Annotated in this window: 15 protein-coding genes; 7 read left to right on the forward strand and 8 right to left on the reverse strand. The window is 67.9% G+C overall.

Going from position 1 to position 16,666, the window contains the following annotated elements; all coding sequences use genetic code 11:
* Positions 1–26 precede the first annotated feature (26 nt).
* Positions 27–593, reverse strand: a complete 567-nt coding sequence (gene infC, locus GYB83_RS18200; protein WP_161897581.1) for a translation initiation factor IF-3 — start codon at positions 591–593, stop codon at positions 27–29.
* A 246-nt stretch (positions 594–839) separates the two neighbouring features.
* Here infC and GYB83_RS18205 point away from each other — a divergent pair, with 246 nt between their 5' ends.
* Genes GYB83_RS18205 through GYB83_RS18220 form a run of 4 tightly spaced genes read left to right on the forward strand, consistent with a single transcriptional unit; the run spans position 840 to position 3,838 of the window.
* On the forward strand, positions 840–1,241 hold the full coding sequence (locus GYB83_RS18205; RefSeq protein ID WP_161896749.1) for a DUF1844 domain-containing protein: 402 nt from the start codon (positions 840–842) through the stop codon (positions 1,239–1,241).
* Positions 1,242–1,248: 7 nt separating this feature from the next.
* Positions 1,249–2,922 carry a protein kinase domain-containing protein gene (locus GYB83_RS18210; protein WP_161896750.1) on the forward strand — a complete coding sequence of 558 codons (1,674 nt, stop codon included), beginning with the start codon at positions 1,249–1,251 and terminating at the stop codon, positions 2,920–2,922.
* Between the two features lie 47 nt (positions 2,923–2,969).
* A complete protein-coding gene (locus GYB83_RS18215) occupies positions 2,970–3,527 on the forward strand; it encodes a dihydrofolate reductase family protein (RefSeq protein WP_161896751.1) in 558 nt (185 codons plus the stop codon).
* Between the two features lie 14 nt (positions 3,528–3,541).
* Positions 3,542–3,838: a hypothetical protein gene (locus tag GYB83_RS18220; protein ID WP_161896752.1), complete on the forward strand. Its 297-nt coding sequence runs from the start codon at positions 3,542–3,544 to the stop codon at positions 3,836–3,838.
* Between the two features lies 1 nt (position 3,839).
* On the opposite strand, the gene GYB83_RS18225 is transcribed toward GYB83_RS18220, so the two are convergent.
* Genes GYB83_RS18225 through uvrA form a run of 3 tightly spaced genes read right to left on the reverse strand, consistent with a single transcriptional unit; the run spans position 3,840 to position 8,461 of the window.
* Positions 3,840–4,778, reverse strand: coding sequence for an esterase/lipase family protein (locus GYB83_RS18225; RefSeq protein ID WP_228461600.1), 939 nt, complete (start codon positions 4,776–4,778; stop codon positions 3,840–3,842).
* A gap of 24 nt (positions 4,779–4,802) precedes the next feature.
* Positions 4,803–5,570, reverse strand: coding sequence for a N5-glutamine methyltransferase family protein (locus GYB83_RS18230; protein WP_228461602.1), 768 nt, complete (start codon positions 5,568–5,570; stop codon positions 4,803–4,805).
* A gap of 17 nt (positions 5,571–5,587) precedes the next feature.
* The gene (gene uvrA / locus GYB83_RS18235; RefSeq protein ID WP_161896754.1) at positions 5,588–8,461 is read right to left on the reverse strand and encodes an excinuclease ABC subunit UvrA; all 2,874 of its coding nucleotides are present in this window, start codon (positions 8,459–8,461) and stop codon (positions 5,588–5,590) included.
* A 106-nt stretch (positions 8,462–8,567) separates the two neighbouring features.
* Between uvrA and GYB83_RS18240 the strand changes: the two genes are divergently transcribed.
* Positions 8,568–9,260, forward strand: coding sequence for an MBL fold metallo-hydrolase (locus tag GYB83_RS18240; protein WP_161896755.1), 693 nt, complete (start codon positions 8,568–8,570; stop codon positions 9,258–9,260).
* A gap of 16 nt (positions 9,261–9,276) precedes the next feature.
* On the opposite strand, the gene GYB83_RS18245 is transcribed toward GYB83_RS18240, so the two are convergent.
* Complete coding sequence (locus GYB83_RS18245; RefSeq protein ID WP_161896756.1) at positions 9,277–9,924, reverse strand: TetR/AcrR family transcriptional regulator; 648 nt, start codon at positions 9,922–9,924, stop codon at positions 9,277–9,279.
* A gap of 65 nt (positions 9,925–9,989) precedes the next feature.
* A complete protein-coding gene (locus GYB83_RS18250) occupies positions 9,990–10,406 on the reverse strand; it encodes a VOC family protein (RefSeq protein WP_161896757.1) in 417 nt (138 codons plus the stop codon).
* A gap of 154 nt (positions 10,407–10,560) precedes the next feature.
* On the opposite strand from GYB83_RS18250, the gene GYB83_RS18255 reads away from it, so the two are divergent.
* Positions 10,561–11,271, forward strand: a complete 711-nt coding sequence (locus tag GYB83_RS18255; protein WP_161896758.1) for a DoxX family protein — start codon at positions 10,561–10,563, stop codon at positions 11,269–11,271.
* Between the two features lie 86 nt (positions 11,272–11,357).
* Positions 11,358–13,643, forward strand: coding sequence for a HelD family protein (locus GYB83_RS18260; RefSeq protein ID WP_161896759.1), 2,286 nt, complete (start codon positions 11,358–11,360; stop codon positions 13,641–13,643).
* A gap of 213 nt (positions 13,644–13,856) precedes the next feature.
* Here GYB83_RS18260 and GYB83_RS18265 read toward each other — a convergent pair whose 3' ends face one another.
* Together GYB83_RS18265 and uvrB are read right to left on the reverse strand one after the other, a co-directional pair.
* Positions 13,857–14,300, reverse strand: a complete 444-nt coding sequence (locus GYB83_RS18265; protein ID WP_161896760.1) for a universal stress protein — start codon at positions 14,298–14,300, stop codon at positions 13,857–13,859.
* A gap of 114 nt (positions 14,301–14,414) precedes the next feature.
* Entirely contained in the window at positions 14,415–16,568 is a 2,154-nt protein-coding gene (gene uvrB, locus GYB83_RS18270) for an excinuclease ABC subunit UvrB (RefSeq protein ID WP_161896761.1), read from the reverse strand.
* Positions 16,569–16,666: the final 98 nt, after the last annotated feature.

Raw genomic sequence — 16,666 nt, forward strand, 5'->3', positions numbered from 1 at the left:
GGCGCGGAATCCGCTGTGCTGTGGCCTTATTCGGCGGTCTGCTGGGCCTTCGCCCGGGTCTTCGCGCCCTTGTGCGGGGCGAGGACCATGGTCATGTTGCGTCCGTCCTGCTTCGCGGAGGTCTCGACGAAGCCGTATTCGGCGACGTCGTTGCCAAGGCGCTGCAGCAGTCGGAAGCCCAACTCGGGACGGGACTGCTCGCGGCCGCGGAACATGATGGTGACCTTCACCTTGGAACCCGCTTCGAGGAACCGGACGACGTGACCCTTCTTGGTCTCGTAGTCGTGGTCGTCGATCTTCGGGCGGAGCTTCTGCTCCTTGATGACGGTCATCTGCTGGTTACGGCGGGACTCGCGCTTCTTCTGCGCCGCCTCGTACTTGAACTTGCCGTAGTCCATGATCTTGCACACGGGCGGGCGCGCGTCGGGCGCGACCTCGACCAGGTCCAGATCATTTTCGTAAGCCAGGCGGAGCGCATCTTCAACACGCACGATGCCCACCTGCTCTCCCCCGGGACCGACGAGACGGACCTCGGGAACGCGGATGCGCTCGTTGATGCGGGTTTCAGTGCTGATGTGGCCTCCTCGATAAATGTGTACTCACGTGGCCGGCCAGAAGTCTGGCAGCTAGAGACGGATCGAGGCCCAAGAAACATCGCCGCGCGCGGGAGCCGATACCGGACGATGCTGACGTCGTCCTGCTCCCGTCGTCTCGCGACGGTGTGACCTGAACCGGACAACTGTTCGGCCGTGAAGGCCTGCGTCGTACGGTGGGACTCGAACATCCTCTTGCTACCCCGGGGTGAGCCGGAGCGGTCATGCTGTGAAAGTCTAACAGGCGTGAGCGCTAACTCCTATTCGACCGGCCAGCCCTCCTCGGACGACGCGCATGCGCACGTCGCACCAGGTGGGGCCGAAGACGTCAACGTCCGCGAGCTCGCGACAATTCCCGCGGTGGAGGTCACCACGCGCGCGGCGATCATGCTGATGAGCGCGGCGGCCGAGAAGATCGGCCCCGACGCGGGCGGCGAGGAGGAGCACAAGGACCTCCCCGAGGCGCGCGCCCTCATCACCGCGCTCGCCGGTCTCGTGACGGCCGCGTCCGCCGATCTCGGCCTGCACCGCAAGCCGATCCAGGACGGGCTCAAGGCCCTCCAGTTGGCCTTCCGCGAAGCGTCGGCGTACCCCGATGCACCGGGCGAGGGCCCGGGAGAGAAGTACACGGGCCCGGTCAAGGGCTGACACTTCGATGACCCCGGCCGACCGCAGCGGGACCGTGCTCGGCGACTACCGCGTCGACGAACTCCTCGGGCGCGGCGGGATGGGCGAGGTCTATCGCGCCTTCGACCTGCGACGACGCCGTGTCGTCGCGCTGAAGGTACTGCCGCCCGAGCTGGCCTCGGACGCCGCGTTCCGCGACCGGTTCGTCCGCGAATCACGGATCGTCGCGTCGCTCGGGGACCCGCACATCGTTCCGATCCACGATTGGGGCGAGACCGACGGCACGCTGTTCATCGACATGCGGCTCGTCGACGGCGAGTCTCTGGGCGACCGTCTCCGTCGCGGGGTCGTGGCGCCCGCAGACGCGATCGACGTCGTGAGCCAGGTCGCAGGCGCCCTCGATCACGCACACGAGGCCGGGCTCGTCCACCGAGACGTGAAGCCCGACAACATCCTGCTCGACCGAAATGGCTTCGCGTATCTCGTCGATTTCGGAATCGCGCGGTCGGACTCCGACACGCGGCTGACGCAGACGGGCGCGATGATCGGTTCGATCGCCTACATGGCGCCGGAACGATTCGACCGCGGCGCGACGGGACCGTCGGTCGATCAGTACTCGCTGGCGTGCGTGCTCGTCGAATGCCTCACGGGTCGGCCGCCGTACGGATCGGGCGAGATCGCCGTGACCATGCGCGGCCATCTCTTCGACGCGCCGCCGATGACCGGGACCGGCGTCGATCCGGCCGTCGCCCGCGGGCTCGCAAAAGAGCCCGGCCATCGTTTCCCGACGTGCCGCGCGTTCGCCGCCGCCGCGCGAACCGGACTCGGACGTCCCGCCGTCTCGTCTCCCGGTCCGGTGCCCGTCACCGCTCCCATCGCGTCGCCGCCCCGCGTATCGCCTCCCCCTCGGCGCGGCCGGACGGGAGTCGTCGCGTTGTGTGTCGCGGGAGCGGTCCTAGCCGCATCGATCGGCGTCGGCGGGTACCTCCTCTCGCGCGGTTCCGACGGTTCGCGCGGATCCACGACAGCTCAGTCCGGGACGTCCGAGATCGACGGTCCGACCACCGCCTGCACGTATCCGGCCGCCTCGACCAGGGCGATCCACACGGTCCCGACTCCCGATGCCCGGCAACCGACCAGCGGCACACCCACCCTTCACCTGACGACGTCGGAGGGCGACATCGACGTCCGACTCGACCGGTCGAGCGCTCCCTGCAACGTCGCGGCAGTCATCGCGGTGTCCCGTGCGGGCGGGGTGTACGACATGCAGGGCTGCGGACGGTCGAGTGACTACATCCTCGTCTGTGCGGCAGGCGGAGCGGGGCCGACCACGCCGGACATCCAGGCCGACGTCGAGGGCCCGGGGTGGACGAGCCCGAACGAACTCCCGACCGATCTCCCGGTCGCTGCGGGCAAGGTCGACGGCCTCGGTCGACAACAGGTCACATATCCGCGCGGAGCGGTGCTGATCACCAACCCGGGTGCACAGGCCGCGCGCGACGTCGCCGCCGGATCGTCGTCGTTCTTCTTCGTGATCAAACCCATCATCACGGCACCGCTGTACTCGATGATCGGTGAGGTGGTCTCCGGGATGTCGGTCGTCGACGACGCCGTCCGCAGCGGATTCCAGCCCGCGTTCCCCGGCGCGTACTTCGGCATGCCGAACACCATGCCGAACCTGCTGGGCTCTTCGGTGTCGTAGACGCACACGGGCCCGGGTCGAGGGCCGACGACGTACAGTCGGTGTCCATGGGCCTCTTGACCTTCAGCATCAACGTGACCCTCGACGGCTGCGTCGACCATCGGGAGGGCATCGCCGACGACGAGACGCACGCCTACTTCACCGATCTGATGAACGGGTGCGGCGCGATGCTCTGGGGTCGCGTCACCTACGAGATGATGGAGAGCCACTGGCCTGCCGTCGCCCGAGGCGACGTCGACGCACCCGCCTCGATGCGCGACTGGGCCGTGGCCCTCGAGGCCAAGGCCAAGTACGTGGCGTCGACGACGCGGACCGACTATCCGTGGACCGGATCTCACCACCTGGCCGGCGACCTCGCGACCGCGGTCCGCGAGCTCAAGGACCGGACCGCCGACGGCGTGCTCGTGGGCAGCGGGAGGCTCGCGAGCGAACTCGACCGTCTCGACCTGATCGACGAGTACCGATTCCTCGTCCATCCGATGATCGTCGGGCACGGCCCCACTCTGTACGAACGGGGTCTCCCCTCCACCCGCCGCCTCGACCTCGTCTCGTCGGCACCGCTGTCGAACGGTGCGATCGCCGTCCACTACCGCAGGCGGGCATGACCTACCCTGGAGCGATGACCACGGGCAACGACGACCTGGAACCGATCGACGCCGAGATCGTTCCGTCTCCCGACTTCACTCCGACGGTGAATGCGCCGTCGTTCGAGGAGGTCACCGGCTACACCGAGGCGGGCGTTCCGACGTTCGACCACGTCCGCGACAAGATCGAGAAGCGCACGACGACGGCGATCGGCGGCCAGGAACTGTCCGAGGCCGGCGCCGAGGCCGCGGCCCTCGACGAGGCGATGGCCGCACGCGACGAGGCGGCCAAGCGCAAGCTCGACGAGCTCCGGAAGTCGATGGGCCTGTAAGTCAGCCGCCGGTGAACGGCGCCACCGGCACGCACGGCACCGGCCGCGGGTGAGCGGGGTCGAGTGCGTTGAGGACGATGGCCGCACTGCGCCGGTTCGACGTGATCGACATGTGGTCGGAGCGGTCCTTCGCGCACCCGTCCTGGACGATCACGTTCACGACATGGGTTCCCGGTGGGCCGTCGAGGATTCCGGCCGTGTACGGCGTCACGATCTCGTCGTCGCGGGTCACGATGTTCGTGTACCGGACCCCCGGCAGGTACGGCGTCGGCAGCCGGACGGCCCGATTGAAGTTCAGATCGGCGGGTGGCGTCGTGCATTCAGGACACGTCGGCCGCGTGGGTTCGGCGATGCCGAGCATCGCGCGGAACGCCGAGATCGACTCGCCGCGGGCATCGTCGTCGTCCGGCCCCTGCCGCCAGTACGGCGCGAGCGAGACGTAGTGCGCCACTTTCCCGCGTCCGCCGAGGTACTTCATCCAGTACGTGGGTATCTCCGTCCCGAGCGAGTGCCCGACGACGTCGAGCTGCGGAGATCCCGTCGCGGCGAGCACCTTGTCGGCGAACAGTTTGACGTCCCACGCGCTGTCGATCTTCGGCCCGAGTCCACCGAGCGCCGACGCGGGCCACACCGTCGACAAGGCTCCGTACGTCGGCGCGAACACGCAGTACCCGTCACGGACGAGGACCGCGGCGAGGGTCGCCCAGTTCGTCTGCCGTCCGCCCCCACTGCCGTGCAGGAGCATCACCGGTCGTGGGTGCCGCGCACTCGGTCGGCAGGAGAAGTCGTTCGTACCGGGCAGGGATCCGCCCGGATTCTGCAGTTCGGCGCGGATCCCGTCCGCGAAGCTGTACGTGATCGGCGACGCCGCCGCCGGTGCGACACCGCACAGCGCGACGACCACCGCGATCACGCAGCTCCACCGCCATCGGCTCGTCATGAACGTCATCGTAGGCCTGGAACCTCACACGCGGGTATCGGTCGTTCGCCGCCGGACCGTGACTCTCTCCGGCTTCGTGCCGATGAGTACCGCGGTCTGGCGGTCCTCGGCGTGCACCGTCCGCGTGTGCAGGCCGTGGCGGGCCGCGTGGGCCGCGGCGGAGGTCGTCTGGTCGCGGTGCATCTCCACCGCGATCGCGCCGCCGTCCACCAGCCGTGACGCGGCGCCGCCGAGCAGTGCACGGACCGCGTCGAGGCCGTCCGAACCGCCGAACAGCGCCCGCGCGGCCTCGTGACCGGCCTCCCCTGGAAGCAGGCGCGCCTGCCCGTCGGGCACATACGGAGGCACCGCGGCGATCACCGACGCCGGGGCCGTCACCGCGTCGAGGAATCGACCTCGGACCGCGGTCGCGCCCGGCACGTTCAGCGTCGCGAAGTCGAGTGCGGTGACGTCGATGTCGGATACGACGATCGACGTCGCCGGGTGTCGATGCGCGACCGTCGCGGCGATCGGCGCGACCCCGCAGCACACCTCGACGAACACACCCGGTCGTTCCGCGACGAGGTCGACGGCGGCGGCGGCCAGCAGCAGCGAACGTTGACGCGGAACGAACACGCCCGGCCCGACACGCAGGTCGAGTCCACCGAACTCGACGCGTCCGACGATGTGCTCCAACGGCTCGCCGGCCACCCTGCGGGCCGTCCAGTCGTCGAGTTCGTCCGCGCCCGATGCCCAGCGCCGCAGGACGCGCGCCTCATCGTCCGCGAACACACAGCCCGCGGATCTCAGCACGACGACGAGCGGGTCTGTCAGCCGACTGCCTCCACGGTCGGCAGCAGCTCGGCGATGAAGCCGCCCGTGTGCGACGCCTCGACCGCGGCGACAGTCTCCGGCGTGCCCTGGGCGACGACGGTGCCGCCGCCGCTGCCGCCTTCCGGACCCATGTCGACGATCCAGTCGGCGGTCTTGATGACGTCGAGGTTGTGTTCGATGACGATCACCGTGTTGCCCTTGTCGACGAGCCCGTTGATCACCAGCAGCAGCTTGCGGATGTCCTCGAAATGCAGGCCGGTGGTCGGTTCGTCGAGAATGTAGATCGTGCGGCCGGTGGACCGTTTCTGCAGTTCAGCGGCCAACTTCACGCGCTGCGCTTCGCCGCCGGACAGGGTGGGCGCGGGCTGACCGAGACGCACGTACCCGAGTCCGACATCCACCAGGGTCTTGAGGTAGCGGTGGATCGAGGTGACCGGCTCGAAGAAGTCGGCGGCCTCGTCGATCGGCATGTCGAGTACTTCGGCGATCGTCTTGCCCTTGTAGTGGACTTCGAGCGTCTCCCGGTTGTACCTGTCGCCGTGGCACACCTCGCACGGCACGTACACGTCGGGGAGGAAGTTCATCTCGATCTTGATAGTGCCCTCGCCCATGCACGCCTCGCAGCGTCCGCCCTTGACGTTGAACGAGAACCGGCCCGGCTGGTAGCCGCGGACCTTCGCCTCGGTCGTGGCGGCGAACAGGGTGCGGACCTTGTCGAACACACCGGTGTAGGTGGCGGGGTTCGACCGCGGGGTACGGCCGATCGGCGACTGGTCCACCTGGACGAGCTTGTCGAGGAGTTCGACGCCCTTGATGCGGGTGTGATGGCCGGGCACCTGGCGTGCGCCGTTGAGCTTGTTCGCCAGTACCGTCGCGAGGATGTCGTTCACCAGCGTCGACTTGCCGGACCCCGACACGCCGGTCACTGCGGTCAGGACGCCGAGCGGGAACGACACGTCGATCCCGTCGAGATTGTTCTCGCGGGCCCCGACGACGGTGAGCTGACGTTTCTTGTCGACCGGCCGACGGATCGCCGGGACCTCGAGGGCTTCGCGACCCGACAGGTACGCGCCCGTCAACGACTCCGTGTTGGCGAGGAGCCCCGCGTAGTCGCCGCTGTGGACGACCCGTCCGCCGTGCTCGCCCGCCCGCGGCCCGATGTCGACGATCCAGTCCGCGGCCCGGATGGTGTCTTCGTCGTGCTCGACGACGATGAGCGTGTTGCCGAGGTCCCGGAGCCGGACGAGGGTGTCGATGAGCCTCCGGTTGTCGCGTTGATGCAGGCCGATCGACGGCTCGTCGAGCACGTAGAGCACGCCCGCCAGGCCCGCGCCGATCTGCGTCGCCAGACGGATGCGCTGGGCCTCGCCGCCCGACAGCGAACCCGCCGCGCGCGAGAGCGACAGGTACTCCAGGCCCACGTCCAACAGGAATCGGATGCGTGCCTGGACCTCCTTGAGAACGCGCCCGGCGATGGCCGCCTCACGTTCGCCGAGGATCAGTCCGTCCAGGTACTCTGCGCATTCGGCGACCGACAGCGCCGTCACGTCGGCGATCGACTTCGGCCCGTGGTCGGGGTGATCGAGCGTGACGGCGAGGATCTCCGGGCGCAGGCGTGTGCCCGCGCACGAACCGCACGGGACGTCGCGCATGTAGCCCTCGTAGCGGTCCTTCATCTGCTCCGACTCGGTGGCGTCGGCGCGGCGCGACAGGAAGGCCATCACGCCCTCGAACTCGGTGTAGTACGAGCGTGTGCGGCCGTACCGGTTGCGGAACTTGACGTGCACCTGATGATCGGAGCCGGTGAGCAGCGCCTTGCGCGCGTTGCGCGGCAGCTTGTTCCACGGAGTGTCGACGTCGAAGCCCATCTGGTCGCCGAGCCCCTCGATGAGCCGCAGGAAGTACTCCGCGTTGTGGCCGCTCGACCACGGGGCGATCGCCCCGTCGCGCAGGGTCGTCTCGGGATCGGGGACCACGAGGCTCTCGTCGACCTCCTTCTGCACGCCGAGTCCGTCGCACACCGGGCAGGCGCCGAACGGCGAGTTGAACGAGAACGACCGCGGTTCGAGGTCGTCGATCGCGATCGGGTGGGAGTTGGGGCACGCCATCTTCTCCGAGAAGCGACGTTCCCGGTCGGCGTCGTTCTCGTCGAGGTCGACGAAGTCGAGCACGACGATTCCGTCGGCCACCCGCAACGCCGTCTCGATGGAATCGGTGAGACGCTGTTTGGCCGACGGCTTCACGACGAGTCGGTCGACCACGACGTCGACGTCGTGCTTCTCCTGCTTCTTGAGCTTCGGCGGATCGGCGAGCGGATGGACCACTCCGTCGATCCGCGCACGCGCGAAGCCCTGTGTCTGCAGATCGGCGAAGAGGTCGACGAACTCGCCCTTCCGGGTGCGGACGACCGGAGCCAACACCTGGAAGCGAGTGCCCTCGTCCATCGCGAGGATCTGGTCGACGATCTGCTGCGGCGTCTGACGCGCGATCTTCTCCCCGCACACCGGGCAGTGAGCGGTGCCCGCTCGCGCGTAGAGGAGTCGGAGGTAGTCGTACACCTCGGTGATGGTGCCGACCGTCGACCGCGGATTGCGGTTGGTCGACTTCTGATCGATCGACACCGCGGGCGACAGCCCCTCGATGAAGTCGACGTCCGGCTTGTCCATCTGCCCCAGGAACTGTCGCGCGTACGCCGACAGCGACTCGACGTACCGACGCTGGCCCTCGGCGAAGATGGTGTCGAACGCCAACGACGACTTTCCCGAACCCGAGAGTCCGGTGAAGACGATCAGCGAGTCGCGCGGGAGATCGACGTCGATCCCCCGCAGATTGTGCTCGCGTGCGCCACGAACGATGAGCCGATCAACCACTACATTTCCTCACATTGCACGACTAGCTTCCCCGGTCGACAACAGTACGCGGACCCTCCGACAATTCCGGTCCGACAGTGTCGGGGGCGACAGCTACGGTGGTCGTATGACCCAGCAGATCACCGTCTCCGACGACTACACCGGAACCGTCTCGCCCGACGGCGAACAGCAGAACTCCGCCCAACGCAGGACGCTCGACAACGCGACGATCGTGAAGATCTCGGTCGGCCCGATGGACAACAACGCGTACCTGATCACCGACGCCGCGACCGGAGAGGCCCTCCTCGTCGACGCCGCGAACGACGCGGGCGTGCTGCTCGCGCTCGTCGACCAGGAGCCCGGCGTGGTCCGCCAGATCGTCACCACCCACGGCCACTTCGATCATTGGCAGGCGCTCGTGGAGGTCCGCGACGGTCTGGACGTCCCGCACGCGGTCGGCGCCGACGACGCCCCCGACCTCCCCATCACCGCGGACCGGCTGCTCTCCGACGGCGACACGATCGCCGTGGGCGACCTCACCCTCGACGTGATCGGCATCCGCGGGCACACCAAGGGCTCGGTCGCCCTGGTCCTGACCGAGAAGTCCGGACGGGTCCACCTGTTCACCGGCGACTCGCTGTTCCCGGGCGGCGTCGGCAAGACGTGGCAGGACGGCGACTTCGAGATCCTGCTCGGCGACGTCGAGACGAGACTGTTCGGCCGGTTCGACGACGCCGTCGTCTACCCGGGCCACGGCAAGGACACCACGCTCGCGACCGAACGCCCCCATCTTTCGGACTGGCGCGAACGCGGGTGGTGATTCGACCGCCGACCGATCAGACCGGAAGCTCGATCGTCGGGAGGGGCAGGGTCACGATGCGGTCGGCGTCGGCCCTCTCCACTCCGAGCATGAGCAGTACATGGCGGGCGTAGTCGTCGGAGACGCTCGCATCGTCGAGATCCGGGTTGGCGTCGAGGAACTGCACGAGGCCGAGGAGCACTCCGCCCGACATCATCATCGCCATCTCCTCATCGGGCACCGTGAATCGCCCGACGTCGATGCCGCGGCCGAGATCCGCGAGCGCGCGAGGCCGCAGACCTCGGTCGGTGAGCAGCACCGATACGCCCTGATGCAGGACCACCCGGACGAGTTCGGGCAGGCGGCGCTGCATTCGTCCGATCATCCGGAAGGTGACAGCGAAGACCTCCGCCGGATCGTCGACGTCGCCGACGACCGCGTCGCGCAGGTTCCCCCAATCGTCGAGGACACTGGCTACGGCCTCGGCGAAAAGGTCGTCTTTCGTCTCGAAATGGTTGTAGAAGCTGCCGAAGCCGACACCGGCCTCGTCCGTGATCTCCTGCACGCTCGCCGAGACCCGCCCTTGAGCCAGCAGCCGCCGCGCGGCGCCGATCAACGCCCCGCGCGTTCGCGCCCTGCGGGGATCGGGCCGCCTCGCGGGCGCTTCCGCCGCATCGGCGTTCATGCGGATCCCTCTCCTCGAAATATCTTGGATGAAGGTATCAGAAACCGTGGTGGTCGAGACGCCGCTCACTCGCCCGCGTAGCTGCTGAACGTCCACACGTGTCCCTCGGGATCGGCGCACGTGTACTCACGGACGCCTGCGAGGGACTGGTGGATCGGATTGAGGATGCGCGCCGACGCCGCCTCGGCGCGGGCTTGGTGATCATCGAGTCGGTCGTCGGCGACCCGGACGCACAACGCCGCGGTCGTGCCCCCGAGCGCCCCCGGAGCGCGCATGCCGTACCGGTCACCGTCACGGTCTCGGCTGAGGAAGACCAGGTTCGAACCGATCCGCACCTGCGCGTGCTCCACGCCGCCGTCGTCGCCCTCCACCGCGAAGTGCGGGTCGAAACCGAAGGCCGACGACAAGAAGTCGACGGCCGCTCTCGGGTCTGCGTACTTCAGATTGGGAAACACCTGCTGAACGTGCACGGAGTCGGCCATGAGCGTCATCGTAGTCCGTTCGATCCACAGCGAACGGCGATCGATCGGTACTGTCGATACGGACGGCGCGTTCGATCGAGGCCGCTCCAGTTCGTCCGACGTCGATGCCGCATCGTGCCGTTCCGCACCGCTCGACGAGACGAAAGGCCATGTCATGATCATTCGACGAATCGCACGCCCCCTGCTCGGAACCGCGTTCATAGCGTCCGGAGTCGACGCCGTCATCGCGCCGTCCGGACCCGCGCGCACCGCGGAACCCCTCCTCGACGGAGTGTCCGCCGACGCCGAGACCGTCATCCGGGTCGCCGGAGCAGTGCAGGTCGGCGCGGGTCTCGCGCTCGCCTTCGGCAAGGCGCCACGGATCTCGTCGACCGTGCTCGTCGGGACACTCGTGCCGACGACGGTCTTCGCCAGCGACTTCTGGAACGAGAACGATCCGGCCGTACGCAGCGCGAAACAGTCGGCGTTCGTGAAGAACCTCGGCCTCCTCGGCGGCGCGTTGATCACCGCGGCCGACACCGAAGGCCGCCCCTCGCTGGGATGGCGCGGACGCAAGCGCCTCGCCGAGGCCCGCGAGAGCATCGCCGACGCGCTGCCGGGCGATTCGGGCCCGGATCGGCTCACCGCCGCCGTCGACAAGGCGGAGGGATGGGCGCACCGCGCCGCCGACCGTGTGCCGACCGACGCCATCGCGGCCAACGTCTCATCGTTCGCCGAATCGGCGAGATCGCATGCCGAGGACATCGCCCACACCGTCGCCGACCGTGCCCCGGACGTCGTCGACGCGACCCGAGACTTCGCCGCACAGGCCGGGGACACCGTCACGAACACCACGCGCCGATGGCGCCGGACGATCGCGAGCTGATCCTCCCGGCCGGCATGCCGCGGTGAGACGGGCGCCACGTCTGCGCCCGTCCACCGGCCGCGGTCCGCCGGTAACATGGAACGACTGTGACAGCCGAAACCCCCGATCCCCGCCTCCCCGACGAGCAGACGCACCTCGACGCGGTCTACGCACGCCTCGACCGAATGCGCGCCACCACGCGCCGCCGCCTCGCCGAGACCCTGCGAGAGTCGGCGGGCACCCCGCAGGCGTTGTCCGAGCGGGAGTCGTACGAGCGGATGTACTCCGACGAACTCACGAAGATCGACGCGGCCGAGCACAACCTGTACTTCGGCCGACTCGACATGGTCGATCGCACCGACGAGGTCCGTCGCATCGGACGGATCGGCATCCTCGACGACGACGAACGCGACACGACGCTCCTCCTCGACTGGCGGGCTCCCCTGTCCCGCCCCTTTTATCTCGCGACCCCGGCGACCCCGGAGGACGTCGATCGACGCCGTCACATCCGGACCCGCTCCCGCAGCGTCAGGAGTGTCTCGGACGAGTACCTGCAGTCCGGCGAGATCGTCGACGAGGAAGCCGGGGCGAACGTCGTCAACGAATCGGCACTGGTCAACGCTTTGAATGCGGCGCGAACCGGCGAGATGACCGACATCGTCGAGACCATCCAACGCGAGCAGGACGAGATCATCCGGTCCACCCACCGCGGCGTGATCGTCGTGCAGGGAGGACCGGGAACCGGCAAGACCGCCGTCGCTCTCCACCGCGCGGCATACCTGCTGTACACGCACCGCGATCTGCTGTCGCGCAGCGGTGTCCTCATCCTCGGGCCCAACGACGACTTCCTGCGCTACATCGGGCAAGTGCTGCCCTCGCTCGGCGAGACCGGCGTCTTGCTGTCGACGGTCGCCGACCTGTTCCCCGATGTGAAGGCGCGCGGGCACGACACGCGAGACGCCGTCGCGGTCAAGGGCGACGAACGGATGCTCAACGTGCTCCGCGCGGCGGTCCGCGGGCGCGAGTCACTCCCCGGAGCGGGCCTCACCGTCCGGTTCGACGGATACGACCTGCCGATCGACGCCGAGGTGATCAAGACCGCACGCGCGGCCGCCCGGTCGACCCGAAGGGCCCACAATCTCGCGCAGCGGACGTTCCTGCGGTCCGCACTCGACGAACTCGCCGCCGTCCACGCCAAACGGATCGGCTCGAGCGAACTCGACGGCTCCCAACTGCTCACCGCCGCCGACCTGGAGGACATCCGGACCGAACTCGAAGCCGATCCGGGCGTCACCGCCGCGGTCCTCGAGTTCTGGCCGACGCTGACGCCGCAGGCCGTCCTTCGGGATCTGTACGACGATCCGTCGTTCCTGCGGAAGGCGACGCGCGGCTGGACCGACGCCGACCGTGCGGCGCTGTTCCGTCCGGCCCAGCCGCAGCGCGACGACGCCGATCTATCCCCCGCCGATGTCCCCCTGCTCGACGAACTCGCCGAACTCGTCGGGTACCGCACCGACGAGGCCGACCGCATCACCAAGGCCAGGTGGCGTCAACAGCTCGCCGAAGCGCAGGACGCCCTCGACATCCTGACCGGTTCGGCCCCCCAGGACCTCGAAGACGAGCTCGACCCCGAGATCCTGATGGCGTACGACCTCATCGACGCCGAGCAGCTGGCCGAACGGCAGGTGCACACCGAACGCCGGACCACGGCCGAACGCGCCTACGAGGACCGGACCTGGACGTTCGGTCACGTGATCGTCGATGAGGCGCAGGAACTGTCGCCGATGGCGTGGCGCATGGTGATGCGACGGATTCCGAACCGTTGGATGACGGTCATCGGCGACACCGCCCAGACGAGCGACGCCGCAGGCGCCACGTCCTGGTCGGACGTCTTCACTCAGTACGTGGCCGACCGCTGGCGCCTCCATGAGCTGACCGTCAACTATCGGACACCGTCGGAGATCACGCGCTACGCGAACCGGGTCCTGGACTGGATCAATCCCGACCAGTCTCCGCCGACGTCCCTGCGGTCGAACGGTGTGGAACCGGTCGCCATCGCGACCGACGACCCGGCGGCGTCGATCGCGGCCCTCGTGGCCGCGTCCGACTGGACGGGACTGACGACGGTCATCGCGTCCGACGGGACGGCCGACGCCCTCCGCGCAGCGCTCGCCGACGCGGGCTCCGACGTGTCGGTGCATCCGATCACCGCGGCGAAGGGACTCGAATTCGACACCGTGATCCTCGCCGATCCCGCCGATCTGGTCAGCGAGTCGCCGCGCGGCTACAACGACCTGTACGTCGCGCTGACCCGAGCGACGCAGAGGCTGATCGTCGTCCACTCCCGCCCGCTTCCACCGGACCTCGCCGACCTCCCCGCGCCTGAGCGCTGAGCCCGTCACCCGGTGGTTGAGCCGACTCCGAGGCGCCAGCCGAGGCGTCGAGTCGAAACCCCACCGACTCCCAGCCAACCCCACCAGATTTCGACACGGACCCTCCGCTATCGCTCCGGTCCGGCTCAATCACCGGGCGAAGACTTCCCCGCACACACGACGACCCCCGGGTTCGGAGATCCCGAGCCCGGAGGTCGTCGCAGTCTGGACAGACTACGTCGTGTGGACGATCAGCACGTCGCAGGCGGCCTTGCGTGCGACGTCGGCCGGAACCGAACCGAGCAGACGACCCGCGATCGAGTTGAGGCCCTTGTTGCCGACGACGAGAAGGTCGGCCTGCACGTCGACGACGAGTTGCAGCAGCGCGTCGACCGGTGCGCCCTGGACGGCACGCTGTACGACGGTGGTCGCACCCGCCGACTGTGCGCGTTCCTTGGCCGTGCGCAGGATCTCCTCGGTCGGCGAACTGCCCATGACCTGGTAAGCCTCGTCGCGAAGCGTGTCGGACGCGGCGTTCGCGGCCTTGCCGTCGTTCGGGAAGTAGGCGCATGCGATGACGACGGTGGCGTCACCGGCAATGGCGCCCGCACGCTCGACGGCCTTCAGCGAAGATTCCGATCCGTCGGTGCCGACGACGATCGTCGAGTATCCGCTCATGTGTGAGATTCCCTCCAGGTGGATTCTTTTGTCGCTCACGAACATACCCTGCCGTTCCCGCTCTGCCAGGGACTTGTCGTGCATAGTCCACAGACGGGTGCGATGCAATGTCCGTCACTTGATTCCGGCGGCGTCCATTCCTCGGAGTTCCTTCTTCAGGTCGGCGATCTCGTCGCGGAGACGACCGGCCAACTCGAACTGCAAGTCGCGGGCGGCATTCATCATCTGGTCGGTCAGTTCGTGAACGAGGTCGGCGAGTTCGGCGCGCGGCATCGACGCGGTGTCGCGCTTCTCGTACACGCCTGCACTGATCGACTTCGACACCTCGCCCTGCGCCCGACGTCCTCGGCTCGCGTTCCGTCCCGATCCGCCGACGTCGACGGTGTCGTCCGCCTCCGCGTACACCTGGTCGAGAATGTCGGCGATCTTCTTTCGCAGCGGCTGCGGGTCGACGCCCTTCTCCTTGTTGTAGGCGATCTGTTTGGCCCGACGACGATCGGTCTCGTCGATCGCGTTCTGCATCGAATCGGTGATCTTGTCGGCGTACATGTGAACTTGACCGGACACGTTTCGGGCGGCACGGCCGATCGTCTGAATAAGCGACGTCGTCGAGCGCAGGAAGCCTTCCTTGTCGGCGTCGAGAATGGCGACGAGTGACACCTCGGGCAGGTCCAATCCCTCGCGCAGCAGGTTGATGCCGACGAGTACGTCGTATTCGCCGCTGCGGAGCTGGCGGAGCAGTTCGACCCGTCGCAGCGTGTCGACTTCCGAATGGAGGTATCGCACGCGGACGCCGAGTTCGAGGAGATAGTCGGTGAGGTCCTCCGACATCTTCTTGGTGAGCGTGGTGACGAGGACGCGTTCGTCTCGCGCCGTGCGTTCCCGGATCTCGTGGACCAGGTCGTCGATTTGCCCCTTCGTCGGCTTGACGACGATCTCCGGGTCGAGCAGGCCCGTCGGACGGATGACCTGTTCGACGAACTGACCGCCGGACTGGCCCAACTCGTATGCACCCGGAGTGGCGGACAGGTACACGGTCTGGCCGATCCGGTCGACGAACTCATCCCAGGTCAGGGGCCTGTTGTCGACGGCGGACGGCAGACGGAAGCCGAACTCGACGAGGTTCCGCTTCCGCGACATGTCGCCTTCGTACATGGCGCCGATCTGCGGGACGGTCACGTGCGACTCGTCGATGACGAGGAGGAAGTCGTCCGGGAAGTAGTCGATCAGGGTCGCGGGCGCACTGCCCGGCCCGCGGCCGTCGATGTGCCGTGAATAGTTCTCGATACCCGAGCAGAAGCCGACCTGACGCATCATCTCGAGGTCGTACGTCGTGCGCATGCGCAGTCGCTGGGCCTCGAGCAGCTTTCCCTTCGCCTCGAGATCGGCGAGTCGTTCCTCGAGCTCCTTCTCGATGCTCGCCATGGCCCGCTCCATGCGTTCCGGGCCCGCGACGTAGTGGGTGGCCGGGAAGATCCGCAGGGAGTCGACCTGGCGGACGACGTCGCCGGTCAGCGGGTGCAGGTAGTACAGCGCCTCCACCTCGTCGCCGAAGAACTCGATGCGGACGGCGAGTTCCTCGTACGACGGGATGATCTCGACGGTGTCGCCGCGGACCCGGAAGCCGCCGCGGGTGAACGACATGTCGTTGCGCGTGTACTGCACGTCGACGAGCAGCCGGAGCAGCGCGTCTCGGTCGATCGTCTGGCCGACCTCCAGTTCCACGGAACGGTCGAGGTACGACTGCGGGGTGCCGAGGCCATAGATGCACGACACCGAGGCGACCACGACGACGTCCCGGCGCGACAGCAGGCTCGACGTCGCCGAATGCCGGAGGCGCTCGACGTCGTCGTTGATCGAACTGTCCTTCTCGATGTAGGTGTCGGTCTGCGCGATGTAGGCCTCTGGTTGGTAGTAGTCGTAGTAGGAGACGAAGTACTCGACGGCGTTGTTGGGCAGCATGTCGCGAAGCTCGTTGGCGAGCTGCGCGGCGAGCGTCTTGTTCGGAGCCATCACCAGGGTGGGACGCTGCACGCGCTCGATGAGCCATGCGGTGGTCGCCGACTTGCCGGTGCCCGTGGCTCCGAGGAGGACGATGTCCTTCTCCCCCGTTCTCAGGCGCTGTTCGAGGTCGTCGATGGCTGCCGGCTGGTCGCCCGCGGGCTCGTATTCGCTGACGACGACGAAGTCGGCGCCGGACCGTTCGATGTCGCCTACCGGCCGGAACTCCGAGTGCGCGATGATCGGCTGCTCTGCTGCGAATGCCATGCGTCCAGGGTAGACACAGCCTCCGACAACTTCGTTCCACAGACGATCGCCAGGCAAAGCTGCTGCAATGGGTGGCGCATCACTTTCATCTCCGACCA

The sequence above is a fragment of the Gordonia spumicola genome (genome assembly GCF_009932475.1).
Classification (GTDB): Bacteria; Actinomycetota; Actinomycetes; order Mycobacteriales; family Mycobacteriaceae; genus Gordonia; species Gordonia spumicola.